This window comes from Dokdonella sp. GW821-FHT11D02 (assembly GCF_058808595.1).
Map to the genome: position 1 here is coordinate 409,432 of NZ_CM179520.1, position 26,410 is coordinate 435,841.

Here is a 26,410-nt window from a genome sequence, read left to right on the forward strand (position 1 = left end):
GCTCAGCTAGATCGTCATTCGGAGCGGCGCCGCGAGGCTAGTCTTCCTGCGGGATCAGCAACCACAGCAAGAGATAGACCAGGATGCCGGGAAACGCGGCGGACAGAATCGAAACCAGCACGTAGACGATGCGCAGACCGCGCGCGTTGATGCCGAAGTGCTGCGCCAGACCGCCGACCACGCCGGCGATCATGCGGTTGCTGCGCGAACGGCGCAGGGGCGAGTTCGTCATCGAGGCGGCTCCGGGTGGCGGCGCCGCATTGTAGCGCCGCCGCCCGCGGCTCAGCCGCCGAGCTTCTGCTTGACCAGGGCCGAGACCTTGCCCATGTCGGCGCGGCCGGCGACCTGCGGCTTGATCAGGCCGACCACCTTGCCCATGTCCTTCGCACTGGCCGCGCCGCTGTCGGCGATCGCCTTCGCCACGATCGCCTCGATCTCGGCTTCGCCGAGCTGGGCCGGCATGTAGGCCTGGATCACGCCGACTTCGAACTCTTCCTTCTGCGCGAGATCCTCGCGTCCGGCGTCGCGGAACTGGCTGATCGAGTCGCGCCGCTGCTTGAGCATCTTCTCGATCACGACCAGCACCTGGGTGTCGTCGAGTTCGATGCGCTCGTCCACCTCGCGCTGCTTGATCGCCGCGTTGACCAGGCGGATCACGCCGAGGCGATCCTTGTCGCCGCCCTTCATCGCGGCCTTCATGTCTTCAGTGAGTCGGGCTTTGAGCGTCATTGCGGGTTCCTCGACACAAAACCAAAAAACCGGCAGCGCTCTCGCACTGCCGGTTGATGAACAGCCTCATCTTGAACGCGGCCCGAGCGGACCGCATTGCGAGAATCAGTACAGGCGCTGACGCTTGGTCACGTCGCGCGAAACGCGGCGAAGGTGACGCTTGACCGCGGCGGCGCGCTTGCGCTTGCGCTCCTGGGTCGGCTTTTCGTAGAACTCGCGCTTGCGCACTTCGGCCAGCACGCCGGCCTTCTCGCAGGTGCGCTTGAAGCGACGCAGGGCAAACTCGAACGGTTCGTTTTCGCGAACTTTGACGCTGGGCATACCTTCTCCGATCAAAACAAGCCCGGGGCTGTCGGGCGAGCCGTGTATTCTATCGCGATGAATCAAGACTTTGCAAAGGCGGTCCGGAGCGGTCCCGTACTCGGGGTCGAGACCTCGTGCGACGAGACCGGCGTAGCCGTCTACGACGCCGAGCGCGGCCTGCTCGCCCATACGCTGTACAGCCAGATCCGCATGCACGCCGACTACGGCGGCGTGGTACCGGAATTGGCCTCGCGCGACCACGTGCGCAAGCTGCTGCCGCTGGTGCGCGAAACCTTGACCCGGGCCAAGCTCGGCACTGCCGACCTCGGCGGCGTCGCCTACACGGCCGGGCCGGGCCTGGTCGGTGCGCTCCTGGTCGGCGCCACCGCCGCGCGCGCGCTGGCTTGGGCGCTCGGGCTGCCGGCGATCGGCGTGCATCACATGGAAGGGCATCTGTTGGCGCCGCTGCTGGAGGCCGACCCGCCGCAGCCGCCGTTCGTGGCCCTGCTGGTCTCGGGCGGCCACTCGATGCTGATCGAGGTGGCCGCGATCGGCCGCTACACCCTGCTCGGCGACACCCTCGACGACGCCGCCGGCGAAGCCTTCGACAAAACCGCCAAGTTGATGGATCTGCCCTATCCGGGCGGTCCGGCGCTGGCGCGGCTGGCCGAGCAGGGGCGTCCCGGCGCATTCCGCTTCTCGCGGCCGATGACCGACCGGCCCGGGCTCGATTTCAGCTTCTCCGGATTGAAGACCCAGGTCCTGTTGGCCTGGCAGGCCAGCGACAAGACCGAACAGACCAAGGCCGACGTCGCGCGTGCTTTCGAAGAAGCGATCGTCGAAACCCTGGCGATCAAGTGCCGTCGTGCGCTGGCCGCGACGGGCGCGAAAGCGCTGGTGGTCGCCGGCGGGGTCGGTGCGAACCGCCGTCTGCGCGCTCAATTGGCCGAAGCGGGTGCGCGCGAAGGCTTCCGCACCTATTTCCCGCGTCCGGAATTCTGTACCGACAACGGCGCGATGATCGCTTTGGCCGGCAGCCTGCGCCTGGCCGTCGGGCAGCACGAAACGCCGGCGATCAAAGTGCAGCCGCGCTGGGCCTTGGAGAGCTTGCCGGCGGTGTAGCGTTGGCCGCGCGCGGATGCGCGCGCACGAAGGCGAGCACGTCGTCCAGCACCGGCGCCTCTGCGCGCTGCGAGGGTGCCAGCGCGAACAGCACGCCGGAATGATCGATGCCGGGGTAGAGCTTGAGTTCGACCTCTTCTTGCTGCGCGCGCAGCGCCTCGGCCAGGAGGCGGCTGTTGGCCGGATCGACCTCGTCGTCGTCGAGGCCGTGCAGCAGCAGCATCGGCGGCTCGGCGCCACGCACGAAGCTGAGCGGCATCGAGCGTTCCTGTGCGCTCTGGTCGTCGCCGAACACGTCGAGCATCTGGTCGTCGTCGGAATCGGCCGGCAGGAACAGATAGACGCCGGCGAAACCGATGCAGCCGGCCAGATCGCGCGGCTGCAGATCGACCGCCGCCAGCCATTGCGGATCGGTCGCGAGCAGAGCGGCGATGTGGCCGCCGGCCGAATGGCCCATCACGAAGAGATCGTTCGCATCGCCGCCGAATTCGGCGGCATGCGCGCGCGCCCACGCCACCGCATGGGCGGCGTCGGCCATGAAGCCGTCCGGCGCGACTTCCGGCACCTTGCGATAGTCCGCGATCATCGCGACCAGGCCTTGCGCGGCGAGGGCGCGACCGACGAAGCGGTACCAGGCGCGCTCGCCATGCGTCCAGTCGCCGCCGTAGAAGAACACGATCACCGGCGCCGCCTCGGCGCGCGCCGGCCGATAGACGTCCAGCGCGAGGCGGTGCTCGGCGTCGAAGATCAGATCACGTCCCTGCTCGATGCCGGCCGGCGCGCGCGCGGAATTGAGCGTGGCGAACAGCACGCCCTGGCAAGCCGCCAGCGGCAGCCACGCACAGAGCATGGCGAGGCGGGCGCCAGTTCTCGCCCACTTCGCGATGCCGCTTCGCCGTTGCGCGTGCGCGCTCATCGGTGAAGTATGCCTTGCCGTCGGTCAAGGCTGTCGCCGCGAACGGAAAGCGGCGATCATCTGCTTGCGCTGTGCGACTCATCCTTCGGATGGGTTCCGTCGGCGCCTCCTTTCTCGTTACCGCCCACCTTCCGATTTCCGCCCCTATGGACCGCGTTTTCATCGAAGACCTGCGCATCGAAACGATCATCGGCATCTACGATTGGGAGCGCACGACGCGGCAGACCATCGCGCTCGATCTCGAGATGGCGTTCGACAACACCCAACCGGCGGCGACCGATCGCATCGAGGACACGCTGAATTACAAGGCGGTGTCCAAGCGTTTGATCGCGTTCGTCGAGGCGGCGCAGTTCGAGCTGGTCGAAACCTTGGCCGAGCGCTGCGCCGAGATCGTGCGTGACGAATTCGGCGTGCGCTGGCTGCGCCTGAAATTGTCCAAGCTCGGCGCGGTGACCGGTTCGCGTGCGGTCGGCGTGATCATCGAGCGCGGCGAAGCGTGAGCGTGCGCCATCGCGCCTGGCTCAGTCTCGGTTCGAATCTCGAGCCCGCGCGTCATCTGCGTGCGGCGCTGGCCGAATTGCGCGCGCGCTTCGGCGAGCTGGTCGTGTCGCCGGCCTATCGCTACGCCGCGGTCGGTTTCGACGGTCCCGATTTCGTCAATCTCGCAGTCGGCTTGGACAGCGACCTCGATCCGCATGCGCTGAACGACTGGCTGCACGCGCTCGAAGATCGCCACGGCCGCCGCCGCGACGTGCCGCGCTATTCCAGCCGCACGCTCGACGTCGACATCGTGCTGTTCGACGATCTCGTCCTGAGCGGAGCGGGCCACCTGGAGATTCCGCGTCGCGAGCTGGCCGAGGCGTTCGTGCTGCGGCCGCTGGCCGAGATCGCGCCGGAAATACGCGAGCCGCGCAGCGGCAAGACCTTGCGCGAGCTGTGGGCGGAAGCCGCTACTGGCGATGCCGGCGCGCCTGTCCATCTGGAAATTCCCTAGCTTACGCCGCGACGCCTGCCTGTGTTAAAGATCGCTACGGTCGCGCCCAGGGGTGTTCGACGCGCATGGGTTGGAGGAGGAGTCGTGGCACGTCTGCTCGAATACCTGTTCGCCACCGAGCCTGTGACGATGGCGTCTCCGCGCCGCGCGGGCGCGTCGGCAGCCGATGTGCCGGTCCGTTTCCGGCCGCGGCTGATCGCCGAATTGCTGCACGATCACGAGACTTTGCGCGCGCTGCTGCGTTCGCTGTTGAACGTCTGCCGCGGCCGTGACGAGGACGCCTGCATCACCGGCTTGCGTCAGGTCGCCGCGGCGTTCCGCCATCTGAGCCTGGCCAAGGCGACGCAGCTGTATCCGTATCTGCGCTGGGGCTTGGAAAACGATCGCTTCGCCGCGCGCCAGTTCAATGCGGTGCAGGACGAGGTGCTGCGCGCGGTGCGCCGCGTCGAGACGATCTTCGAGGACTACCTCGACGGTCCGTGGCTGGTCGAACAGCGCCAGCGTTTCGTCGCCGACGTGGTGCGGGCGGCGCGGCTTTTGGCCGGCGCGCTCAAGCACGAGGAGGCCGGCGTGTTTCCGTTGTATCTGCCGCCGGGCCAGTATCGTCACGTGCGCAATCACGCGGTGGCGTGAGGCGGCTTCGTTTCAAGAATTGAGGTTGCGGCCGCCGTCGACGCGGATGATCTCGCCGGTCACGAAGGCGGCATCGCGCAGCAGCCACAGCGCGGTCGCGGCGACGTCCTCGGGCGTACCCATGCGTCGCAGCGGCGTGCGTGCGATCAAAGCTTGCTGTTCGTGCGGCGGCTTACCCGCGTCGGGCCACAACACCGCGCCCGGCGCGATGCCGTTGACGCGCACGGCGGGCGCGAGTTCGAGCGCGAGTGCGCGCGTCGCCATCGCCAGCGCGGCCTTGGCCATGCCGTAGACGCTGTGCTGCGGCAGCGGGCGTTCGGCATAGACGTCGATCAGGTTGACGATCGCGCCGCGTTGCGCAGCGAGCGCGGGCGCGGCCGCCTGCGCCAGGAACAGCGGCGCGCGCGCGTTGGCGGCGAACAATTCGTCCCATTGTGCCGCGGTGATCGTGCCGAGCGGTGTCGGATAGAACGCCGAGGCGTTGTTGACCAGACCGTCCAGGCGCCCGAAGCGCGCCAGCGTGGCCTCGACCAGGCTCGGCAGACTCTCGACCTCGGCCAGCTCCGCCTGCAAGGCCAGCGTACTGTGTGGGCGCGCGCGTTCGAGTTCGGCGATCAGCGCATTGAGTTCGCTGCGCGAGCGGCGGCAGTGCAGGGCGACATCGTAGCCGGCCGCGTGCAGCGTGCGCGCGATCGTCGCGCCGATGCGGCGCGCAGCGCCGGTGACGAGCACGACCGGATGCGGATTCATCGTTGTGTTCTCCCGGCCGGTCGTTATGCTGGCCGCCTTTCGAGATTGCCGCAGAACGCAGCGCCGGACCAGCCTTGAACCCCGCCTTGCCCGAACCCGATGCCGACGAACGCGCGCATTCGGAGCGTCTCGCCGCCTCGATTCGCGCCGAGATCGCCGCCAACGGTCCGCTGCCATTCTCGCAGTACATGAATCGGTGCCTGTACGCGCCGGGACTCGGCTACTACAGCGCCGGCCGCACGAAATTCGGCGCAGCCGGCGATTTCGTCACCGCACCGGAACTCGGTTCGCTGTTCGCACGCAGCCTCGCGCACGCGCTCGCGCCGACTCTGCGCGAGCTTGGCGCTGCGGCCGATTTCGTCGAGCTCGGCGGCGGCAGTGGCGCGTTCGCGCTCGCCGCCTTACGCGAACTTGCAGCGCTCGATGCGCTGCCGCGGCGCTATCGCATCCTCGAACCGAGCGCCGACTTGCGCGAACGTCAGCGCGAACGCGCGACGCGCGAGCTGCCGCAAGAACTCGTCGCGCGCATGGAATGGATCGACGGTCCGCCGCCGCGATCCTGGCGCGGCGTGCTGTTCGCCAACGAGGTGGTCGACGCGCTGCCGGCGACGCGTTTTGCCGTGCTCGGCGGCGAGGTGTTCGAGGAGCACATCGGACTCGAGGGCGAGCGCTTCGTGCGCCTCGATCGTCCGGCCGATGGTCTGGTTACGGGCGCTGTGCGTGCGGTGGAGCGTGCGCTGGATGCGCCGTTCGCCGACGGTTATCGCTCGGAAATCCTGCCGCAGCTGCCGTACTGGATGCAGGCGATCACCGCCACGCTCGAAACGGGCGCGATGCTGTTGGTCGACTACGGCTACGTGCGGCGCGAGTTCTATCTGCCCGAGCGCCGCGACGGCACCCTGGTCTGTCATTACCGGCATCGCGCGCACGGCGATCCGCTGTTGTGGCCGGGACTTTCGGACATCACCGCCTTCGTCGATTTCACCGCGCTGGCCGAGGCAGGCGTCGGCGCCGGCTTCGATTTCGTCGGCTACGCGCCGCAGGGAACGTTTTTGCTCGCCAGCGGTTTGGCCGAGTTCGGTGCCACGGAAGAAGGCGGCACCGATCTCGAGCGCTTGCGCAGCGCGGCCGAGATCAAGCGTCTGACGCTGCCGGGGGAGATGGGCGAGCGCTTCCAAGCGATCGCGTTCGCGCGCGGTGTCGAGGGCGTGCTGCCCGGGCTACGCTCGGTCGATCGTTCGCGGCGGCTCTGAAGGTCACGCAGTATTCGATCGGCGCGCGGTCACCTCTCTCGCTTGCGGGAGAGACGACAGCGTCATTCCGATTTGAGTTTCTGCTTCACACCGTCGATAGCACGCACGCGCGCTTCGCGCACTGCCGCACCGATCGCGGTACCGGACAGGCCTTGCGCGACGAACGGCGCCGCCGCCACCGCGTCCGCCGCGGCGCGCGCGGCGCGCAAGTAGTCGGCCTGCGGATAGGTGCTTTCGGCGTGACCGAGGCGGCCGCGTTTGTCCGCTTCGCAGGCGAGCAGAAAGCCGCGCAGACGCTCGGGCCGGCGAAACGCGTCGAGTTTTTCCAGCAGCTCCAGCACCGTCGCCGCACGCAATTCGAATGCGCGATGCGCTTCCAGATGATGGCGGCAGACCAGCTCGGCCAGCGCGGCATGCTCGGTCGGCACCTTCAGCCGTGCGCACAGCGCGCGCAGCGGTGCGACGCCGTTGTGTTCGTGGCGCAGATGGCGCGGCAGCTCGTCCTTGGGCGTCAACGCCTTGCCCAGATCGTGGGTCAGCGCGCACCAGCCGATCAAGTCGTCGCCGGGCGCGAGCCGCGCGGCCATGTCGAGCACCAGTTCGACGTGCGTGCCGGTGTCGATCTCGGGATGGAATTCGGCGCGTTGCGGCACGCCGTAGAGCGCATCGACTTCCGGAAACACCACGCGCAGGGCGCCGCAATCGCGCAGGGCGTGCAGGAATGCCGACGGCATCGGTTCGGCCAGCGCCTTGCGCGTCTCGGTCCATACGCGTTCGGGGACCAGATGATCGATCTCACCGTCGGCAGTCATCTTGCGCATCAGCGCCAGCGTTTCGTCGGCGATGCGGAAACCGAGCGGCGCATAGCGCGCGGCGAAGCGCGCCACGCGCAGCACGCGTACCGGATCTTCGACGAAGGCCGGCGACACGTGACGCAGCACGCGCGCGGCGAGGTCGCGTTTGCCGCCGTAAGGATCGACCAGGTTGCCTTGCGCGTCCGCCGCCATCGCGTTGATGGTGAGGTCGCGGCGTTCGAGGTCTTGCTCCAGCGTGACGGTGGCGTCGGTGTGGAAGGCGAAGCCGTGATAGCCGCGGCCGGTCTTGCGCTCGGTGCGCGCGAGCGCGTACTCCTCGCCGCTGTGAGGATGCAGGAACACTGGGAAATCCTTGCCGACCGGCTTGTAGCCTAGGCGGCGCATGTCCTCCGGCGTTGCGCCGACGACCACGTAGTCGCGATCGACGACGGCCTTGCCGAGCAATTGGTCGCGCACCGCGCCGCCGACGAGATAGATCTGCATGCAGCCATTATGCGGCGTACGCATTCGACGCGGGAGGCGCTGCTGGCCGAATCGAGACGCAAGCCCTAGCATGCGCGACCGCACCGGACGGAGTTCGCATGCAACTACGCGCCTATCAGGATTCGGACTGGCCGCGATTGTGCGAGATCCACGATCGCGCGCGCCCGTCCGAGCTGCGCGCCGCCGGTTTGCTCGATGCGTTTCTCACCTTGGAGCAAACGGCGCAGAACGAAGGCTTGTTCGACGGCGTAGTCACGGTCGCGGTCGTCGACGGCATCGTGCAAGGCTTCGCGGCGATCGCCGGCGGCGAACTCACCTGGCTCTACGTGCATCCGGAGGCGTGGCGCCGCGGTGTCGGCCGCGCGCTGCTGCGCGAGGTGATCGACGCCAACCCAGGCCGCTTGTCGGCGGAAGTGCTGGTCGGCAACGAAGCCGCGCTCGCGCTTTACCTCGCCGAGGGTTTCCGCGTGATCAAACGCTCGGACGGCCGCTTGGCCGGCAACGAGAACTACGCCGCATCCGGCTACGTGTTGCAGCGCGAATCCTGAACCGAATCGGCGCGCGCGCCGCGTCCCGATGGCGGCTCCGCGATCAGCGGGGTTGCGACGGCGATCGTGCCACGATCGGCGCGAGCAAATTCGGCACGATCGTATCCATCGGCGTCGCGACGATGCCGAGTGCTGCCAGGCCGTCGTGGCTGCCGACCGAATCGAGCTTGAGCGAGCGGAAGTTGTCGCGCGAAATGGGCTTCCCGGGCAGCCATTCGCCGACGCGTGCCTGCAGCGCGCCGAGCGCATCGGGCAGCGGCAGCACCAGCCGGCGCTTGCCGATCATCCGTGCCGTCCAGTGCACCAGCTCGCCGAGCTCGATCGTGCGCGGACCGAACAGCTCGTAGAGGCGGCCGTGCGTGGCCGGATGCGCCAGCGCGCGCGCATACGCTTCGGCGACGTCGCCGACATAGACCGGCGCGAACTTCGACTGCGCGCGCGCCAACGGCAGCAACGGCAACAGGCGCAACAGAGCGGCGAATCGAAAGAACAAGCCATCGCCGTCGCCGAAGATCACCGACGGGCGAAAGATCGTCCACGCCAGCTTCGACGCTTGCACGCGTGCCTCGGCCTCGCCGCGACTCTTGAGGTAGTAGCTGTCGCCTTCACCGGCGCGCAGCGAACTCATCTGCAGCAGGCGGGGCACCTTCGCCTCGCCGCACGCGGCGATCAACGATTGCGTCAGCTCGACGTAAACCTTGTGAAACGCGCGGCCGTCGTCGCGCGGCTCGTTGAGAATACCGACCAGATTGATCGCGGCGTCGGCGCCGGCGAGCTCGCGCGTCAGCACCGCGTGGTCGTGCACGTCCGCGTTGACGACGCGCACGCGCGGCAGCACGCCCAGTTCGCGCCGTCGTTCGCGATTGCGTGAAAGCAGTTTGATCGTATGGCCGTCGCGCTGCAGGCGCGGCACCAGATGGCGGCCGACGAAGCCGGTGCCGCCGAGGATGACGATCTGCTGCGGATTCATCGGCGGCGCTCCGGAACGAGAACCTCCATTTAGCGCGTTTCGCCGCGATCTGCAAAGCGCAGTAGCTGCGGTTGCATGCGTCGCACCGAGCGAGCCTCAGCTCGTTCCGTTGCGGCGGCTCGGTGTATTCACGGTGAAGCGGCGCTCGCAGCCGGCGACTCCGGCGCGATGCAGGCGACCGCCTTGCGCGGCGTCTTCTCATCCGGCGCGCGATAAGCCTGGCCGATCTTGGGCAAGCGTGCGGACAGCGGCAGCGCCTTGCCGTTCATGCGCCAGTCGTAGATCACGCTGAAAACGAGCACGCGTGCGACGTATTCGCGCGTTTCCTTGTATGGGATCGTTTCGATGAAGAAATCCGGTTCCAGCGCCGAGCGCGCTTCCAGCCAGCGCCCTACCGGCGTGCCGCCGGCGTTGTAGGCGGCGCTGGCCAGCCACGGACTGTCGTCGTACTTGGCCGCCATCTGGCCGAGATAGCGCGTGCCGAGCTGCAGGTTGAGTTCCGCATCGAACAGGCTCTGCGCGTTCGCGTACGGCAGCCGTTCGGCCTTGGCCAGCTGTTTGGCCACCGCGGGCAGAAGCTGCATCAAGCCGTAGGCGTTCGCGTGCGAGCGAGCGTCGGTCATCCAAGCGCTCTCGGCGCGGATGATCCCGTAAACCCAGGCCGGATCGAGGCCGGCGCTGCGCGCTTCGCGTTTGACCTGCTTTTCGAGGCCGAGCGGGAAGCGCTGTTCGTATAAGCGCTGCGTTTCCGGATCTGCCGAGAAGGCGAATACCGCGCGGTCGTACCAGCCGCGGCGATAGGCGAGGTCGGCGGCGAGCCGGCGCTGGTTGACGTCGAGCTTGTCCATCGCGAAATCCCATTCGCGCCGCGCCTCGGGCAACAGGCCGAGTTCACGGAATTCGTAGGCGCGCTCGAGATCGGTCTGCTTGGCCAGCGTCGCTTCGGCGCTGTCGCTGCCGGCCAGTTTGCTCGGACAGATCGCGTAGGGTTGATCGCTCCAGTCGGCGGCGAGGAAGCCGTAGAAATTCGCTTCGCGCGCGAGGCTGGTGTAGATCGGCGCCGCTTCGGTCTTGCGTCCGAGCTTGTCGAGCAGGCGCGCGCGCAGGTAGCGCCAGCGCGGATCGGCTTTTTGCGTTTCGTCGAGGCCGTCGACCGCGGCCAGCGTTTCCGCATAGTCGCCGCCGCTGAGGGCGATGCGCACCTGCCATTCGCGCGTGGCGTCGTCTTCGGCTTCTTCCGGCAGCGCCTTCAGACGCGCGAGTGCATCGGGCGAATAGCTGGTCGAGCGATACAGCGCGATCGCGTGCAGGATGCGGTTCTTCTGCGCAGCCTCCCATTGAAAGCGCGTCTGCAGCTCGGCCCAGGCCGTTTCGGCGGCGGCGCTGTTGCTGCGCGCGAGGCGGGTGAAGGCGTAAGACACCGCATCGCGCGTGTGCGCAGTGTCGGCCCAGGTCTTCGCTTTGCTCAGCGTGCCGGATGGATCGCGCAGCGCGGCGACGATGCGATCGGCATCGGCGCGCTCGGCACCCTCGAGCAGGGGCGCGATCTCCGCTGCCGCTTCGGCATTGCCGGCGACGGCGGCGCGATCGAGACGCTCGCGGATGCGCGTGTCGCCAAGCACGCCGCTGCGATGCGCTGCGGCGAGCACCGGATCGCAGGCCGCGGGCAGCGCGCGCGAGCCCTGCCACAACGCGTCCAGATCGCGGGTGAAGTCGAGCTTGTCGCCGCCGGCCAGGCGCGCCTGCAGCGCGTTGCAACGCAGGTTGCGATCGGTGCTGTCTTTCCACAAAGCGCGAAACGCGGTCCAGTCGCCGCGTTGCGCCAGTTCGCGCAAGTACGCTTCACGCAAATCGCGTGCGGCGAGCGTATCGGGCCAGCGCTTGAGGAACGCCTCGATTTCGCTGCGTTCGATCTTGGCGACGCGCGGCTTCAGCGCCGCGAGTTCGATGTAGGGAGCCAACGGATAGTGCGCTTCTTCGAGCGCGGCGGCATACCGCTTCCAGCCGCTGTCTTGCGGCTTGGCGGCCAAGGCCAGCGCGGTGCGGAATTGCGCGCGTTGTTCGATGCGGTCGGCCGCGTGCAGCGGCGTCGCCGCCAGCGCGGCGAGAATCCAGGCGAAAGGGTGCAGCGCGAGTCTTCGAAACGGGGATAGAGGCATTACGCAAGCGGGCCGGCGACAGAGAGCGCGCCAAGTGTAGCGTTGCCGGCCTGGCGCCGATGGGCCGGCGGATGTCTCCGTGGAGGCCGAAATAGGGCGGGTTTGGCAGTTGAGGTAACGGTCGGTAGCAATATCGGATTCATTGTTTTACATTTTCTTTACGCTGCTCGGGGAGCCCGGCGGCATGCCAGGGGTGTTCTTTCGTACGGGAGAGATACGATGAAGTCACACCGATTGAAGCCGATCGCGTTCGCGCTGACCGGGTTGGTTGTGTTGGGGATGCGTGCGGCGCCGGCGCTGGCGCAGGAAAAAGGCGGCGACGACACGCAGGTGCTGCAAGCGATCGAAGTCACCGGATCGCGCATCAAGAAGGCCGAAATCGAAGGCCAGACGCCGGTAATGACGATCACCTCCAAAGACATCGAGGCGACCGGTCTCGGTTCGATCGGCGATGTGATTCAACGTCTCTCCGTCAGCGGTTCTTCGCTGAACACGAAATTCAATTCGGCCGGCAACTTCGGCTTCCCGCCCGACGGCGGCGGTGTCGGCTCCGGTTCCACCACGATTTCGCTGCGGAACCTCGGCGCCAAGCGCACCCTGATCTTGGTCGACGGCCTGCGTTGGGTCAGCGAGTCGTCCGCTTCGGGTGTGTCGGCCGCGGTCGACCTCAACACGCTGCCGGCCAGCGCGGTCGATCGCATCGAGATTCTGACCGACGGCGCTTCGTCGCTGTACGGTTCCGATGCGATCGCCGGTGTGGTCAACATCATCACCAAGAAAACGCAGGAAGGCGCCGCGGCGCGGCTCTACTACGGCGACTACTCCACCGGCGACGGCTCGACCCGCCAAGGCAATCTCTCCTTCGGCGGCAAGGGCGATCGCTTCGACTTCTTCATCGACGCGAGCTACTACAAGCAAGACGGCATCAGTTCGGCCGTGTGGGATCAGTCGCGCTATCCGACCGCCGGTATCGGTGGCCAGGTCAATCCCAATACGTGGAGTTCTGGCACGCCGGGCGGACGTTTCGTGTTCGCGCCGCCGGATCCAACTCAAACTTACGGCGGGCTATGCCCAATTGACCCAGATACGGGCCGTTCATTCTGCAATCTCGCCGGCACCTTCGGCGGCAACAATCCGAATCTGGGCAATTTCAAGCCATGGAGCAATGCGGATCGCTTCAATTTCGCTCCGTACAATTTGCTATTGACGCCGTCCGAGCGCAAATCGCTATTCGCGCAAGGCTCCTACAAGCTGACCGATCGCATCAGCTGGAACATCAAGGGAACCTATACCCGCCGCGAATCGGTCAACCAGGCCGCGCCCGAACCGATTTTCCTGGGTTCGGAGGGAGGCACCTACGGACTCGCCGATCGCGTCTCGATCGACGCGACCAATCCGTTCAACCCGTTCGGCGTGACGATCACTCCGGACGGCACTCTCATTGCACGCCGTCCGCTCGAAGGCGGTCCACGCGTCTTCAGCCAGGAAGTCGACACCAGCTACTTCAGCACCGGTCTGAAGGGTGACTTCAACATCGGCGAGCGTCTGTACTTCTGGGACGTCAACTACGTCACCGCCGAGAACAAGGCGGAGCAGACGGTTCGCGGCACCTACAACATCGCGCACATCCAGCGTGCGGTCGGCCCGATCAGCGAATGCACCGCGCCGTGCGTGCCGTTGAACCTGTTCGGCGGCGCCGGCTCGATCACGCCGGAAATGCTGAACTACATCCTGTTCAACGAGCATGACCGCAGCAAGCAGAAGCTGACCGACTGGACCGCGAACATCTCCGGTGATTTGTTCAATCTACCGGCCGGAGCGTTGGCCGTCGCCGCCGGATACGAGCATCGCAAGCAGAGCGGCTCCTACACGCCCGATGCGCTCGTCACCGCGGGCGAAGGGAACGGCGTGCCGTCCGCGGCGACGCGCGGCGACTACTCGGTCAACGAGTACTACCTCGAGCTCAACGCGCCCCTGCTGGCCGACAAGACCTTGGTCAAGCGGCTCGATTTCAGCGCCGCCACGCGCTATTCGGACTATTCGAACTTCGGCGGCACCACCAACAACAAGTTCGGTCTGCGTTGGCAGCTCAACGACGAACTCACTCTGCGCAGTACTTGGGCCGAAGGTTTTCGCGCGCCGTCGATCGGCGAGTTGTACGGCAGCTTCGCCCGCTTCGACGCCCAGATCACCGATCCGTGCAACCACGCGACGGGTCAGTTGGGGGCGAATTGCGCCACGCTCGGCGTGCCCGATCCGGCCAACTTCGAGCAGGCCAACTCGCAGATTTCCGTGGTCACCGGCGGCAACGCGAAGCTGAAGCCGGAAGAGTCCACCAGTCTGACGATCGGCACGGTCTACAGCCCGACTTGGGCGGAGAACACCTCGTGGTCGAGCAAGCTCGACTTCGAGCTGACCTACTATCGCATCCGCATCAACAACGCGATCCAGGCGTCGGACGCGCAGACCTTGCTCGATCGCTGCGTCGCCACGCTCGATCCGGTGTTCTGCGACAACATCGGCCGCTCCTCCGGCGGCAACATCAACCGGTTCAACAACACGTTGTTCAATCTCGGCAAGATCGACACCCGCGGCTACGATCTGGGCGTCAACTGGGTCGGCAACGAAACCGGAATCGGCACCTTCGGTGCATCGTTCCAGACGACGTTCCTGGACAAGTACGTCGCCATCGCGGTCGATTCGGGCTTGGCCGAGCCGCGCACGGTCGGCATCGAAGTCGCCGACAGCGGCATGCCGAAGTGGCGCAGCACGGCGCGTCTGAACTGGAACATGGGCGCCTGGTCGGCGGGCTGGACCGCACGCTACTACTCCGATCTGACCGAGAGCTGCGGCTCCGCAGCGGATTTCCCGATCTGCAACGGCCCCAACAGCACGCATCATCTGGGCGCGACCACCTATCACGACCTGCGCGCGAGCTGGACTCTGCCGATCGACGTGAAGATGACGATTTCCGCCGGCGTCAACAATGTGTTCGGCAAAGATCCGCCGGTCTGCCTGAGCTGCTCGTTGAACGGCTACGACGCGTCGACCTACGACTTGCCCGGCCGTTTCAGCTACGTGGAGCTGAGCGCGAAGTTCTAAGGCTGCGCGTTCGGAATCACCCAAAAAGGGCCGCCTCGCGCGGCCCTTTTTCTTTCAACTCCACCGGAGTCGGAGAATGCGGCGAGAGTCTTGATATACTTAGTGCCTTGTATATCAAGACGGAGGCGGCCATGCGGGTTTCCAAGTGGGGCAACAGTTTGGCCATCCGTTTACCCGCGGCGGTGGTCGAGGCATTGGAGCTGCGCGAAGGCGACGACGTCGAAGTGCGGATCGCCGAGGCGCGTGCGTTCGAGCTGAAGAAGAAGCCGGGCAGGGCGGAATTCCTCGCGCGGCTGCGCAAATTCCGTGGTCGCCTGCCGGCCGATTTCAGCTTCGATCGCGCGGCCGCCAATGAACGACGCTGAGGCTTTTGTCGACGGCAATGTGGTGCTGTACTTGCTGTCGGCCGACAGCGCCAAGGCCGACCGCGCCGAGGCGCTGATCGGTGCAGGTGCCGTCATCAGCGTGCAGGTGCTGAACGAGGTTGCGAATGTCGCGCGGCGCAAGCTCGGTATGTCGTGGGCGGAAACGAACGAGTTATTGGCTTTGGTTCGTTCTATCTGCTCCGTACGGCCCTTGACGATCGAGACACACGAACGCGCACTGCACGTCGCCGAGCGTTACGGCCTCTCCTTCTACGACGCATCGATCGTCGCATCGGCCTTACTGGCCGATTGCAAAACCTTGTACTCGGAAGACATGCACGACGGGCTTCTCGTCGATCGCCGCTTGCGCATTCGCAATCCGTTCCGCAGCTCTTCGACAAGCGAAGCGCCGCGATAAAGTCGATCAGACCGGCGGCGTACGTACGAGCGCAGCCGGCAGCCGCACACTCGCCGCGATCGGCAAGTGATCCGACACCGGATAAGGCAGCGCCCACAAGCGTTCGACCTCGAGCGCGCGTGAAACGAGGATGTGGTCGAGCGCGCGCGTCGGCCGCCAGCTCGGAAAAGTCGGCGGTGCTTGCGCGGGCCGCACCAGCGAGGTGCGCGCGTACAGCGTTTCGAGTTCCGCGCTGTCGGCCGGTGTGTTGAGATCGCCCATCAGGATCGCGTGCGCATGCGATCCGATCAGTTCGGCCAGAAAGCCGAGCTGGCGCGCGCGCGCGATCGCGCCGAGCGAAAGGTGCGCGACGACCACGATCAGCGCATCGCTGCCGTGGCCGAAGCGTGCCCACAGCGCACCGCGGCCGGGAATGCGGCCGGGCAGCGGATAGTCGAGCACTTCGTCGGGCTGGCGCCGCGCGAGCAGGCCGTTGCTCGAGGTGGCCAGGCGCGACACGCGCCGGTTCGGCTGATGGCTCCAGAACGGGAAACCGGCGGCTTCGGCGAGGTACTGCGTCTGGTTGAGAAAACCCGAGCGCAAGCTGCCGGCGTCGGCTTCCTGCAGGCCGACCAGGTCGAACTCGCCGATCACGCGCGCGAGGCCGTCGAGGTTGGCGCGCTTGCCGGTCGGCAGCACGTGTTTCCAACTGTGCGTGACGTAGTCGCGGTAGCGCTTGACGCTGCCGCCGGCGAGGATGTTGCAACTGAGCAGACGCAGCCGCGGTGCGCCGTCGTCGACGGCGGGCGCGGCGACGGCGGGCGCGGCGGAGGTCATGAGCGCAGGCTAGTCAGCGTGGATGACGCTCGCAAGCGCTGGCGGTCACGGATTTCAGGCAAGCGCGTTTATTTCTTCTTCGCAGCCTTGCCCGGCTTGGCGGTCGCGGCGTGTTCCTTCGCGACCAAGTAGTCGACCAGTTCGATCAGCTTCGGATAACCGCCGGCCGATTGCGCCGTGGCGCGGTACTTGCCCGCGACGATGATGCTCGGCGTACCGTCGACACCGAAATTCTTGATCAGCTCACGCGCGCGGCTGAGCTTGCTTTCGACCTCGAACGAACCGGAGGCGGCGAGGAACTTCGCTTTCTCCACGCCGTTCTGGGCGTAGAAGCCGGCGAGGTCGTCGATCGAGCGCAGCGGCAGATGGTCGCGGTGCAGGGCGTCGAACAGCGCCTGATGCGTCTTGTCGAGCACGCCGAGCGACTGCGCCGTGTAGTAGGCGCGCGCGAACGGCTCCCATTGCGCGTTGAACACCGCTGGCATGTAGCTGAAGCTGGCATAGGCCGGCAGCGAGGCTTTCACTTGCTCGGCATACGGCTGGAAGCTCGCGCAGTGCGGGCAGGCGTAGGAGAACACCTCGAGCACTTCGATCTTGTCGCCGCTGGCGGTCGGCTGCGGCGGATCGATCGCAAAGTAGTTCTTGCCCGCTTCCCAGTTCGTGGCCGGCGTCGCTGCCGGAGCGGCGGCGGTTTCGGCAACGGCGTTTGCGGCGAAGATCAGAACTCCGGCGAGCAGCAAGCCCAGGTGCTTCAGCATGGCTGTGGTCCTATTTCTTTGCGATCGTCCGTGATCGCTGAGTTGGTAACTTCGGAAGTGGATGTAGCGCTGCGCAGTGCCGGAATCCAGAAGCGGCCATCCATGGCCGCACTTTCAAAGGGGTTCTTGCGATCGTCCATGATCGCCGAGTAGGTGGCTTCGTTCGAGTATTCAGCGCTTGGCAGCGCCGGAATCCAGAAGCGGCCATCCATGGCCGCACTCTTCAATCCTTTTTACTTCTTGGCCTTCTTCGCTTCCTGCGCGACCAGGTCCTTGACGATCTCGACCATCTGCTCGAAGCCGACACCGGCCTCGCTGTTGATCGCGACGCGGTACTTGCCGTTGATGATCAGGGTCGGGGTCGAATCGACGCCGTAGGCCATTTCGCGTTGGCGGATCTGGTCGAGCTGGCCTTCGACCACGAACGATTGCGAGGTCGAGAGGAAGTTCTGCTTGTCGGCGCCGTGTTCGGCGTAGAAGTCGGCGATCTGGTCGATCGTGTTCAGCGGCAGGTTGTCGCGATAGATCGCATCGAACATCGCCTGATGCGTCTTGTCGAGGATGCCGAGCGACTTGGCGGTGTAGAAGCCACGCGCGAAGGTGACCCAGCGCGGCTGGAAGTCGGCCGGCATCAGGGTGAACTCGGCGTTCTTCGGCAGCGCCGCCTTGATCTTGTCGGCGAACGGCTGGAAATGCGCGCAATGCGGGCAGGCGTAGGAGAACACTTCGAGCACTTCGACCTTGTCGCCGGTGCTGGTCGACACCGGCGGATCGATCACGGCGTAGTGCTTGCCCGCTTCCCACTTCGGCGCGTCGGCCGCAGCAGCGACCGAGGCGATCAGGAAACCGGCGGCGAAGATCAGCGAACGCGCGAACATGGGCGGTACTCCTTAAGAGAATGGGCGCTGAGCGGACGGGGCGCGGCTACTTCTTCGCGGCGCTTTCCTTCTCGATCAGGAACTTGATCAGCGGAATCACCTTGTCGATGCTGCCGGCGGACGCCGCGGTCAGGCGATACTTGCCGTTGACGACCAGGGTCGGCGTCGAATCCACGCCGTAGGCCTTGATCATCGAGTCGGCGCGTTTCATCTTGGTGTTGATCGCGAACGAATTGGCGACGCCGACGAACTCGTCCGCCTTGATGCCGGCCTTGCTCGCGTAGAACGTGCCGACGTCCTCGATCTTGGGCATTTCCTTCACCGGCCGGCGCGTCTTCGGATCGCTGATGCGCAGCGTGCCGTCGTCCTTCCAGATCGCATCGAAGGTGGCGTCGTGGACCTTTTCGGCGATGCCCATCGCCTGCGCCGCATAGAACGCGCGCTGGAACACCGGCCAATCTTCGTCCGGACGAAACGCGGCCGGCAGATACACCAGCTCGGCATTCGCCGGCAGCGCCGCCTTCACCTTCGTCATCGTCGGCTGGAACATGTTGCAGGCCGGGCAGGCGTAGGAGAACACCTCGACCACTTCGATCTTGTCGCCGCTGTTGGTGGCCTGCGGCGGTTCGATCGGGAAGTAATGCTTGCCGGCCTCGAAGCTCTCTTCGGCGGCGTGGCCGAGCGCGCTGAAGGCGAGGCCGAGCAACAGGACGGACATTCTCTTGAACGTCGGGCGCTTGAACATGAAGCTCTCCGGAATCGATGGGCGGCGCGCGCAGGCCGCGAATCGGCACGGCGCAGTTCGGATCTTCGTTGCGATCGTCCCTGATCGCGGCGGCCCGTCGAGACTGCGGCTTAGGCAGGCATTTCGGATCGTCCAGCCGCAACCGTCCGTGGCTGCATTTCTCTCAAGAACGCGCCGCTGACGGCGATGGGACGACCGCGGCGGCGCCTTCGATCACTCGGAGGCGGTAGAGGTTCCCGCATTCGCCGTGTGCAGACCTTCGACGTAGGAGGCGACGGCATTGATGTCGGCCTCGGTCAACGCGGTCGCGATCGCCGGCATGATCTTGGCGTTGTTGTCCTCGCCCCAGCTGGTGCCGCCCTTCCAATCTTTCAGCTTGGCGGTGACGTAGTCGGCCCACTGGCCGCTCAGCTGCGGGTAGCCGGTGCCGGCCATGCCGCGTCCGGACGGACCGTGGCAGGCCATGCAGGCCGGCACGCCGAGCTTGGCGTCGCCGCCGCGGTAGAGCGCCTGGCCGCGCGCGAGCAGCTTGTCGTCGGCGACGCCGGGGAGGGCGGTCTTGGTCGCGAAGAACGCGCCGATGTCGTGCATGTCCTGCGTCGACAGCGTGGCGACGAAGCCGAGCATGATCGGGTTCTGGCGCTTCTGCGACTTGAACGCGTCGAGCTGGCGCGCGATGTAGGCCTCGTTCTGGCCGGCCAGCTTCGGATACTGCTTGTCGGTCGGATTGCCGTCGGCACCGTGGCAGGCGGCGCACACCGCCGCCTTGCCTTCGCCGGCCTTGGCGTCGCCGAGCACCGGCGCCGCCGTCTCGGAGGCTGCGGCCGCGCCGGCCATCAGCAGCGTCGCCAGCGCAAGCGCTTGTCGAACATGGGCGCGCGGAAAGCTCATACACTCGACTCCAAAAAAGGGGATCACGCAGGTCCTCGTCGCGCAGCCGCTTGCGGCGTACCGGCGGAAACCGCGGAATTATCTCCGTGACCCAAGAGGCGGTCAAACCGCCGCCAGCCAATTGCGAGCCCGATGCCCACCCATCCGTTCCGCCAGACCCGCTTCCTCACCAGCGCCAACCGCATCGAGCAGCTGCCGCCCGACGACGGTGCCGAGGTCGCTTTCGCCGGCCGCTCCAACGCCGGCAAATCGAGCGCGCTCAACACGATCTGCGACCAGCAGAGCCTCGCGCGCACCTCCAAGACGCCCGGCCGCACGCAGCTGTTGAACGTGTTCCCGGTCGGCGACGAGGCGCACCGGCTGATCGATTTGCCCGGTTACGGCTACGCCAAGGTGCCCGAAGCGATGCGCCTGCATTGGCGCGGCGTGATCGACCGCTACCTGCGCGAACGCGCCTCGCTGAAGGGGTTGGTGCTGGTGATGGACGCGCGCCATCCGCTGAAGGAATTCGACCTCGACATGCTCGCCTTCGGCGCCGCCAGCGGCCGCGCCTGCCACTGTCTTCTGACCAAATCGGACAAATTGTCGCGCAGCGAAGGCGCTCGCACTTTGGCGGTGGTGCGCAAGACCTTGGCGGCGGATTTTCCGAACGCGAGCGCGCAGTTGTTCTCGTCCCTGGCCAAGAGCGGCCTGGACGAGGCGCGCAGCACCGTCGCCGGCTGGCTCGGACTCGGCCCGGCAGCCGCCTGAGTCCGGCGCAGCTCGCGCCCTTTCAACTGCACAACACTAGCCCCATAGTGCGGGCTCTCCCGTTGAGGCTGCGTCGTGTCCGGACCTTCCGCCGTCAAAGAAACCCCGATTTCCGGTCGCGCCGAGCTGGTCGACTACCTCGCCTCCGGCGAGAAGCCGATCGACGCCTGGCGCATCGGCACCGAGCACGAGAAGTTCGGCTTCCGCCTGGCCGATTTGCGCCCGCCGACCTGGGAAGGCGAGCAAGGCATCGGCGCGCTGCTCGAAGGCATGACGCGTTTCGGCTGGCAGCGCGTGACCGAGCACGACAAGCTGATCGCGCTGCTGCGCGACAACGCGTCGGTTACGCTGGAGCCGGCCGGCCAGCTTGAACTGTCGGGCGCGCCGCTGGAAACGATCCACCAGACCTGCGCGGAAGTGTCGCAGCACCTGCGTGAGGTGAAAGAAGTCGCCGATGCGATCGGGCTCGGCTTCCTCGGCATGGGCTTCCAGCCCAAGTGGCGGCGCGAAGAAATGCCGTGGATGCCGAAGGGGCGCTACAAGATCATGCGCGAGTACATGCCCAAGGTCGGCAAGCTCGGCCTCGACATGATGACGCGCACCTGCACCGTGCAGGTCAACCTCGACTACGCCAGCGAAGCGGACATGGTGCAGAAGTTCCGCGTCGCGCTGGCGCTCCAGCCGGTCGCGACCGCGCTGTTCGCCGACTCGCCGTTCACCGAAGGCAAGCCGAACGGCTACCAGAGCTATCGCTCGCACATCTGGACCGACACCGACCCAGACCGCACCGGCATGCTCGATTTCGTGTTCGAGGACGGTTTCGGCTACGAACGCTACGTCGACTACCTGCTCGACGTGCCGATGTACTTCAGCTACCGCAACGGCGAATACGTCGACCTCGCCGGCAAGTCGTTCCGCCGCTTCATGGCCGGTGAGCTGGCCGAGCTGCCCGGCGCCAAGCCGACCCTGCGCGACTGGGCCGACCACACCACCACCGCCTTCCCCGAAGTGCGCCTGAAGAAATACCTCGAGATGCGCGGTGCCGACGGCGGCCCGTGGGGCCGGTTGTGTGCGCTGCCGGCGTTCTGGGTCGGCCTCTTGTACGACCAGACCGCGCTCGATGCAGCCTGGGACCTGGTCAAGGATTTCACCCGCGCCGAACTCCACGCGCTGCGCGACGGCGTGCCCAAGCACGCACTCAAGCTGCCGTTCCGCAGCGGCACGGTGCGCGATCTCGCCGACGAAGCCTTGAAGATCGCCGCCGAAGGCCTGCACCGCCGCGCGCGCCAGACGCCCTCGGGCGCCGACGAACGCATCTTCCTCGACACCCTGCTGCAGATCGTTGACGCCAATCAAACCCCGGCCGAGCGCAAGCTCGAGCTGTTCCACGGCGCCTGGAACGGCAGCGTCGATCCGCTGTTCCGCGAGTTCGCCTACTGATTGCGGCGCGCGTTCGCCGGGCCGCGATACCGGATTGGTCCGGCCGCGGACCGGACGCAACGCGTCTCTCGCCCCTTCGATCATTCCGGCGCCTCAGTTCGAGCGCGCTGCGTTCTCGTGCGAGAGCGTGGCCCGCTTCCGCACGATCTCCCGCGTAGCTATCGCGGTGCCGCCAGTCGCCGACGTCCGTCGGCCGGCGGTTCCGCATCTTTCCTACGCAGGAGGAACCCCATGAAATCGTGTATCCGATCCCTTGCTTTTGTCGCACTGGCGAGCGCGACGGCCGGCGCGTTCGCGCAGGAACGCGCGCCGCGTACGCTGGGCGACGCGCTCGTCGCCAGCGGCATGACCAAGGTCGACGAAGGCCTCTACGCCAAAGTCAGCGACAGTGACGATGCGCATTCCCAATCCTACGTCGCGGTCGGCGCGGCCGGTCAGCGCGCGCTGTTGTCCGAGCTGATCGCGCTTCGCGCGGCGCATTCGGGTGACGACGGCTCGGCCGATTCGAAAGCCGCCCTGATGGAGTCGGTCGACGAGTTGATCGCGACCCTGAGCGATACGAAGGCGGCGACGCGTGTGGTGCTCGACGGCGGCCCAGGCGGCGGTCGCGGTCCGTATCGCGGCGATTGCAACGGCGTCGACCAGACCAACAACGAGTCCGACCCGTTCTACTTGCAGGCATTGGCAGGCGGCGGACCCACCGGCTTGGGCGGCGCCAGCGCCGGCGTGTGGAATGCGAACCCCGCGCTGTACACGACGAACGTGGCCAAGGCGAAGGCGATCGACGCGGTCGGCGATCCGATCCACGAGCAACAAGTGGTCACCACCTATGGCACCGCTTCGGCCGTCGCTTCGCAGCTGTACGCGAACGGCTGCGCGGGAGTGTCCAGCGCGACCATTACCTGCCCGGGCCACACGCAGCCGTCCATTTCCGCTCTCGCCTACGGCTTCAGGAACAGGCCGGGCTGCAATAACTAGTGAGCGGGCAATTGCCGGCCCTGAAAGGCGAGCGGTGTCGGGAGAGGGCGCTGCCGTCTCTCGACATCGCTGCGCGGCTGCGCGGCGAGTGCGCGCCGCGCGGCCGTCTTCTCGCCGCGCAAAGGTGGCCCGCTTCGGCGTGATCTTCCGCGTCCTTATTCCGGTGCCGCCTCCGGTGCCGCTTCGATTCGCTGCGACGGTCTGCCTCGGCCGTCCGGCCTGGCATCGGCGCGGAGGCGGTTCCTCCCCTTTCCACATTCAGGAGCATTGCCATGAAATCGTTAGTGAGGAACGTCGTCGCGGTCGCGTTGTTGGGCGTACTGGCGAGCGCAAGCGCCTACGCGCAGAGCCGCGCAGCGCAGAACTCGGACGATGCCTTCGTGCAGCAGGGCATGACCAAGATCGACGAAGGCTTGTACGCCCAATTCGTCGATACGCCCCAATCGATCTCGGAAACCTATGTCGCCGTCGGCGCCGCCGGTCAGCGCGCGATGCTGGCCAAGCTGATTTCCATCCGTGACAGCCGCGCGAGCGCCGACATCGATGCGAAGCTCGCCTCCAAGAACGCACGTCTCGATCCGCTCGACGACCTGATCCAACGCCTGAGCGGCGCAGCCGCCAACGGTCCGGCACTCGACGCATTCGTATTCGGCGACTGCAGGGGCCCCGACCGTACCGATCCGCACAATCCGAGCGATCCGTTCACCGTCGAAGCGCTGGCCGGTGGCGGCCTCACCGGCTCGGCGGGAGCGAGCGCCGGTGCGTGGAATACCGATCCCTCGATCAATACCACCAACTACGCCTACGCCAGCGCAACCGGCGTCGACGGTCCGATCACTCCGCCGGCGAGCAATCCGGAATCGCGCACGACCCATGGCACGACGCCAGCGGTCGTCTCGCAGCTGTATCCGAATGGCTGCGGCGGCGCGTCGAACGCAACCATCACCTGTCCGGGAGCGCAAGTGGCGGCGATTTCGGTGTATGCGCACGGGACGTCGCTGCGGCCCGCCTGCATCAACTAGCCGCTGAAGCCTGCGGCTGCATAACGCGTACGCGCAGCGCCGCCCGTTCGCCGATTTTTTCGGCACAGCAGAGTGAAGAGACAGCCGGCCCGCACGCGCGGGCCGGCGTTCGCGGCGCGTGCTGCATCCGCGCCGCTGCGGGCAGCTGCTACGCTCTTCAGATGGCGGAACGCTTCCAATTCGGCGACTGCACGATCGACGTCGGCCGACGCACCCTGCTGCGCGACGGCCACGCCGTCGGCCTGCCGCCGCTGGCCTTCGATTGCCTGGTCTATCTGATCCGCCAGCGCGAGCGCGCAGTCGGCCGCGACGAGCTGGTCGCCGCGGTGTGGGGCAAGCTCAGCGTCAGCGATGCCGCGCTCGGCAAGACGATCCTGACCGTGCGTCGCGCGCTCGGCGACGACGGCGAGCAGCAGCGCCTGCTGCGCACGGTGCCGCGCTTCGGCTATCGCTGGAGCGCGCCGACGCAACAGCTCGACGTGACGTCCGAGCCCGCAGCGGCGGACGTCGCGGAGCCGGAACCTTTGCCGCTCGCGCCGCCGGCCGCGCCGCCGCGCGTGAGGCGCTACGCGTTATTGATCGGCGTTGCGGCGCTCGCTGCACTGGCTGCGTTCGGTATCTGGCGTCTGTTCCCACCAAAGCCGATCGCACCGCCGCCACCCACTGCAACCGCGACGACCGAATGGCCGAGCGGCGTGCTCGCGGTGCTGCCGGCCGAAGTCATGGCAGCGGCCGACGACGCCTGGCTGCGCCTGGGCGTGATGGACATCCTGGCCACGCGTCTTGGCGCCAGCGGACTCAAGGTATTGCCGAGCGACAACGTCGTGCGCCTGCTGCCGGCCGGCGTCGACCGCGCGCAAGCGCTGACGGCGCTGCGCGGCGTGACCGAACGCGGCCGCCTGATCGCTCCTCTGGTGCGCCGCTCCGGCAACGAGTGGATCGTGCGCGCCGAGCTGATCGATGCCGATGGCGATACGCAGGTGGTGCAGGCGCAGGCCGACAGCGCGATCGCCGCGGCCGGCGCGGCGGCCGAGCGTTTGCTCGAGCTGCTCGGCCAGCGTGCCGCGGCGGCACCCGCGACCATTGCACGCTTGTCCGAAACGGAACTGCTGCAACGCGTCGACGCCGCGCGGCTGGCGCGTCAACCGCAGCAGGCGCTGGCCTTGATCGAGGCGGCCGCGCCGATGTTGCAAGAGAGCGCGCCGGTGCGCCTGCGGCGTGCGCAGATCGCGGTCGATCTGGGCGACAGCGACGGTGCGCGCACTCAACTCGAAGCGCTCGTCGCCGGCGTTTCCGCCGAAGCCGATCCGGTGCTGCTGGCGCGCGCGCAACGCAGCTTGTGCGTGGCGCTGTCGCGCCTCGATCGCGCCGACGCCGCGCGGCAGGCCTGCGATCGCGCGATCGAATTGTTGGAAGGGCGCGAGCTGCCCGACGATCTCGCCCGCGCCTACAACAATCGCGGCGTGGTCGGACTGACGCGGCAACGCTACGACGAAGCGACGCAGGATTTCGCGCGCGCCAAGATCGCCGCGAATCTGGCCGTCGATCCCTTGCTGCTCGCGCAGATCGAAGGCAACGAAGCGAACACGCAGGCGCTGCAAGGTCGCTACGCCGAAGTCGCCGACACGCAGCAGCGGTTGGGCGAGCGCTTCCGCAAGCTCGGCCTGATCGATGAATACGTCATCGCCCTGATCAATCAGAGCAACGCCGAGGTGACCTTGCTGCGTCCGGCGCCGGCGCTCGAGACCAGCGGCCGCGCGCTGGCGCAGTTGCCGCAGGTCGAGCACGCCGGCACGCGGCTTTTGGCCTACCTCGAACGCGCCAACGCGTTGGAATTGAACGGACGTTTCGACGAAGCGCGCGGTCTGCTCGATCGCGTCGGCCGCGAGGCGACCGACGCCGACCTGGCGCAGGAGCGCGGGATCGGCCTCGGCATCGGCGCGCGGCTCGATCTCGCTCAGGCGCAGCCGGAAACCGCGCTGGCACTGGCGCGGCAAGCGCTGGCCGCGCTGCCGGCGCAGAGCGCCAACGTGCACCGCGCCGACGCCTGGCACAGCGTCGTCGCCGCCTTGATCGCGTTGCGGCGCGGCGCGGAAGCGAGCGGCGAAGTGCACGCGTTCGCCGCCTGGGCGGCCAGCTCGAACGATCCCTACGTCACTCTGCTGGCGCGCCTGACCGGCGCCGAGCAGTCCGCCGCCGCAGGCGACGCCAGCGCGGCGCGTGCCGCCTATGCCGACGCGCTCGAGCGCGCCCGGCGCTGGAGCACGCCCGACCTCTTGTGCGAGGTCGGCGCCGCCTACGGCCGCTTTCTGATAGGGCAGGGCGATCTCGACCAGGCCAGCACCGTCGTCGGCCAGCTCGCACGCTACGCCGAGGTCGACTTCGACGCCGCCGTCGCGCAAGCCGAGCTGTACCGGGCGCTCGGCCGCGAAACGGCCGCCGCCGGCGCGCTGGCCCAAGCGCGCCGCCTCGCCGGCGAGCGGCCGCTGCCGGCGTCGCTGACCGCGGCGGCCGCGGTTATCGCAAAGTCACCGTCCGGAAAAGATTCGGAAACGGACGCGCAATAGCGGCA

The 26,410-nt window shown here is 67.0% G+C and carries 28 protein-coding genes; 14 read left to right on the forward strand and 14 right to left on the reverse strand.

Translation table 11 applies throughout. The annotated features are described in order from the left end of the window. Positions 1-37: 37 nt before the first annotated feature. From AC3QL3_RS01700 to rpsU, 3 genes are all read right to left on the reverse strand, one after another. On the reverse strand, positions 38-232 hold the full coding sequence (locus AC3QL3_RS01700) for a PspC domain-containing protein (protein ID WP_492896522.1): 195 nt from the start codon (positions 230-232) through the stop codon (positions 38-40). 50 nt (positions 233-282) lie between these two features. Then, positions 283-729, reverse strand: coding sequence for a GatB/YqeY domain-containing protein (locus tag AC3QL3_RS01705; protein WP_492896523.1), 447 nt, complete (start codon positions 727-729; stop codon positions 283-285). Between the two features lie 105 nt (positions 730-834). Continuing rightward, positions 835-1,050, reverse strand: coding sequence for a 30S ribosomal protein S21 (gene rpsU, locus AC3QL3_RS01710; RefSeq protein ID WP_131996031.1), 216 nt, complete (start codon positions 1,048-1,050; stop codon positions 835-837). Positions 1,051-1,107: 57 nt separating this feature from the next. Here rpsU and tsaD point away from each other — a divergent pair, with 57 nt between their 5' ends. Continuing rightward, positions 1,108-2,154 (forward strand): tRNA (adenosine(37)-N6)-threonylcarbamoyltransferase complex transferase subunit TsaD, encoded by a 1,047-nt coding sequence (gene tsaD, locus AC3QL3_RS01715; RefSeq protein WP_492896524.1) that lies wholly within the window; start codon positions 1,108-1,110, stop codon positions 2,152-2,154. Here the strand turns inward: tsaD and AC3QL3_RS01720 are convergent. Beyond that, the gene (locus AC3QL3_RS01720; RefSeq protein ID WP_492896525.1) at positions 2,108-3,004 is read right to left on the reverse strand and encodes an alpha/beta hydrolase; all 897 of its coding nucleotides are present in this window, start codon (positions 3,002-3,004) and stop codon (positions 2,108-2,110) included. The genes tsaD and AC3QL3_RS01720 overlap by 47 nt on opposite strands. A gap of 212 nt (positions 3,005-3,216) precedes the next feature. Between AC3QL3_RS01720 and folB the strand changes: the two genes are divergently transcribed. From folB to AC3QL3_RS01735, 3 genes are all read left to right on the forward strand, one after another. Continuing rightward, positions 3,217-3,570, forward strand: a complete 354-nt coding sequence (folB, locus tag AC3QL3_RS01725; RefSeq protein ID WP_492896527.1) for a dihydroneopterin aldolase — start codon at positions 3,217-3,219, stop codon at positions 3,568-3,570. Then, positions 3,567-4,064 (forward strand): 2-amino-4-hydroxy-6-hydroxymethyldihydropteridine diphosphokinase, encoded by a 498-nt coding sequence (gene folK, locus AC3QL3_RS01730; RefSeq protein WP_492896528.1) that lies wholly within the window; start codon positions 3,567-3,569, stop codon positions 4,062-4,064. The genes folB and folK overlap by 4 nt, the downstream gene beginning before the upstream one ends. 84 nt (positions 4,065-4,148) lie before the next feature. Further along, positions 4,149-4,697: a hypothetical protein gene (locus AC3QL3_RS01735; protein WP_492896529.1), complete on the forward strand. Its 549-nt coding sequence runs from the start codon at positions 4,149-4,151 to the stop codon at positions 4,695-4,697. A gap of 12 nt (positions 4,698-4,709) precedes the next feature. Here AC3QL3_RS01735 and AC3QL3_RS01740 read toward each other — a convergent pair whose 3' ends face one another. Then, on the reverse strand, positions 4,710-5,447 hold the full coding sequence (locus tag AC3QL3_RS01740; RefSeq protein WP_492896530.1) for a pteridine reductase: 738 nt from the start codon (positions 5,445-5,447) through the stop codon (positions 4,710-4,712). A 74-nt stretch (positions 5,448-5,521) separates the two neighbouring features. On the opposite strand from AC3QL3_RS01740, the gene AC3QL3_RS01745 reads away from it, so the two are divergent. Then, positions 5,522-6,700 (forward strand): class I SAM-dependent methyltransferase, encoded by a 1,179-nt coding sequence (locus tag AC3QL3_RS01745; protein WP_492896531.1) that lies wholly within the window; start codon positions 5,522-5,524, stop codon positions 6,698-6,700. A 62-nt stretch (positions 6,701-6,762) separates the two neighbouring features. On the opposite strand, the gene AC3QL3_RS01750 is transcribed toward AC3QL3_RS01745, so the two are convergent. After that, complete coding sequence (locus tag AC3QL3_RS01750; RefSeq protein WP_492896532.1) at positions 6,763-7,998, reverse strand: multifunctional CCA addition/repair protein; 1,236 nt, start codon at positions 7,996-7,998, stop codon at positions 6,763-6,765. A gap of 98 nt (positions 7,999-8,096) precedes the next feature. Between AC3QL3_RS01750 and AC3QL3_RS01755 the strand changes: the two genes are divergently transcribed. Continuing rightward, positions 8,097-8,546 carry a GNAT family N-acetyltransferase gene (locus AC3QL3_RS01755; RefSeq protein ID WP_492896534.1) on the forward strand — a complete coding sequence of 150 codons (450 nt, stop codon included), beginning with the start codon at positions 8,097-8,099 and terminating at the stop codon, positions 8,544-8,546. A gap of 43 nt (positions 8,547-8,589) precedes the next feature. On the opposite strand, the gene AC3QL3_RS01760 is transcribed toward AC3QL3_RS01755, so the two are convergent. Beyond that, a complete protein-coding gene (locus tag AC3QL3_RS01760; protein ID WP_492896535.1) occupies positions 8,590-9,516 on the reverse strand; it encodes a complex I NDUFA9 subunit family protein in 927 nt (308 codons plus the stop codon). Between the two features lie 128 nt (positions 9,517-9,644). Further along, entirely contained in the window at positions 9,645-11,675 is a 2,031-nt protein-coding gene (locus AC3QL3_RS01765) for a transglycosylase SLT domain-containing protein (RefSeq protein ID WP_492896536.1), read from the reverse strand. A gap of 219 nt (positions 11,676-11,894) precedes the next feature. Between AC3QL3_RS01765 and AC3QL3_RS01770 the strand changes: the two genes are divergently transcribed. The 3 genes from AC3QL3_RS01770 (at position 11,895) to AC3QL3_RS01780 (ending at position 15,560) form a co-directional block, all read left to right on the forward strand. Further along, complete coding sequence (locus tag AC3QL3_RS01770; protein ID WP_492896537.1) at positions 11,895-14,777, forward strand: TonB-dependent receptor plug domain-containing protein; 2,883 nt, start codon at positions 11,895-11,897, stop codon at positions 14,775-14,777. 131 nt (positions 14,778-14,908) lie between these two features. After that, positions 14,909-15,142 (forward strand): AbrB/MazE/SpoVT family DNA-binding domain-containing protein, encoded by a 234-nt coding sequence (locus tag AC3QL3_RS01775; RefSeq protein ID WP_492896538.1) that lies wholly within the window; start codon positions 14,909-14,911, stop codon positions 15,140-15,142. A gap of 22 nt (positions 15,143-15,164) precedes the next feature. Beyond that, on the forward strand, positions 15,165-15,560 hold the full coding sequence (locus AC3QL3_RS01780) for a PIN domain-containing protein (RefSeq protein WP_492898834.1): 396 nt from the start codon (positions 15,165-15,167) through the stop codon (positions 15,558-15,560). Positions 15,561-15,566: 6 nt separating this feature from the next. Here the strand turns inward: AC3QL3_RS01780 and AC3QL3_RS01785 are convergent, their stop codons facing one another. From AC3QL3_RS01785 to AC3QL3_RS01810, 6 genes are all read right to left on the reverse strand, one after another. Continuing rightward, entirely contained in the window at positions 15,567-16,376 is an 810-nt protein-coding gene (locus tag AC3QL3_RS01785) for an endonuclease/exonuclease/phosphatase family protein (protein ID WP_492896539.1), read from the reverse strand. Between the two features lie 68 nt (positions 16,377-16,444). Continuing rightward, on the reverse strand, positions 16,445-17,134 hold the full coding sequence (locus AC3QL3_RS01790) for a thiol:disulfide interchange protein DsbA/DsbL (protein WP_492896540.1): 690 nt from the start codon (positions 17,132-17,134) through the stop codon (positions 16,445-16,447). Continuing rightward, positions 17,128-17,346 (reverse strand): hypothetical protein, encoded by a 219-nt coding sequence (locus AC3QL3_RS01795; RefSeq protein WP_492896542.1) that lies wholly within the window; start codon positions 17,344-17,346, stop codon positions 17,128-17,130. The genes AC3QL3_RS01790 and AC3QL3_RS01795 overlap by 7 nt, the downstream gene beginning before the upstream one ends. A gap of 21 nt (positions 17,347-17,367) precedes the next feature. Beyond that, on the reverse strand, positions 17,368-18,012 hold the full coding sequence (locus AC3QL3_RS01800) for a thiol:disulfide interchange protein DsbA/DsbL (RefSeq protein ID WP_492896543.1): 645 nt from the start codon (positions 18,010-18,012) through the stop codon (positions 17,368-17,370). A gap of 46 nt (positions 18,013-18,058) precedes the next feature. Next, positions 18,059-18,757 (reverse strand): thiol:disulfide interchange protein DsbA/DsbL, encoded by a 699-nt coding sequence (locus AC3QL3_RS01805; RefSeq protein WP_492896544.1) that lies wholly within the window; start codon positions 18,755-18,757, stop codon positions 18,059-18,061. A 213-nt stretch (positions 18,758-18,970) separates the two neighbouring features. After that, entirely contained in the window at positions 18,971-19,648 is a 678-nt protein-coding gene (locus tag AC3QL3_RS01810) for a c-type cytochrome (RefSeq protein ID WP_492896545.1), read from the reverse strand. A 132-nt stretch (positions 19,649-19,780) separates the two neighbouring features. Here AC3QL3_RS01810 and yihA point away from each other — a divergent pair, with 132 nt between their 5' ends. From yihA to AC3QL3_RS01835, 5 genes are all read left to right on the forward strand, one after another. Next, positions 19,781-20,398, forward strand: coding sequence for a ribosome biogenesis GTP-binding protein YihA/YsxC (gene yihA / locus AC3QL3_RS01815; protein ID WP_492896546.1), 618 nt, complete (start codon positions 19,781-19,783; stop codon positions 20,396-20,398). A gap of 75 nt (positions 20,399-20,473) precedes the next feature. Then, positions 20,474-21,838 (forward strand): glutamate--cysteine ligase, encoded by a 1,365-nt coding sequence (locus AC3QL3_RS01820; protein ID WP_492896547.1) that lies wholly within the window; start codon positions 20,474-20,476, stop codon positions 21,836-21,838. A 231-nt stretch (positions 21,839-22,069) separates the two neighbouring features. Next, positions 22,070-22,816, forward strand: coding sequence for a hypothetical protein (locus AC3QL3_RS01825; protein ID WP_492896549.1), 747 nt, complete (start codon positions 22,070-22,072; stop codon positions 22,814-22,816). Between the two features lie 272 nt (positions 22,817-23,088). Continuing rightward, positions 23,089-23,838 carry a hypothetical protein gene (locus AC3QL3_RS01830; RefSeq protein WP_492896550.1) on the forward strand — a complete coding sequence of 250 codons (750 nt, stop codon included), beginning with the start codon at positions 23,089-23,091 and terminating at the stop codon, positions 23,836-23,838. Positions 23,839-23,999: 161 nt separating this feature from the next. Then, complete coding sequence (locus AC3QL3_RS01835) at positions 24,000-26,405, forward strand: winged helix-turn-helix domain-containing protein (protein WP_492896551.1); 2,406 nt, start codon at positions 24,000-24,002, stop codon at positions 26,403-26,405. Positions 26,406-26,410 lie beyond the last annotated feature (5 nt).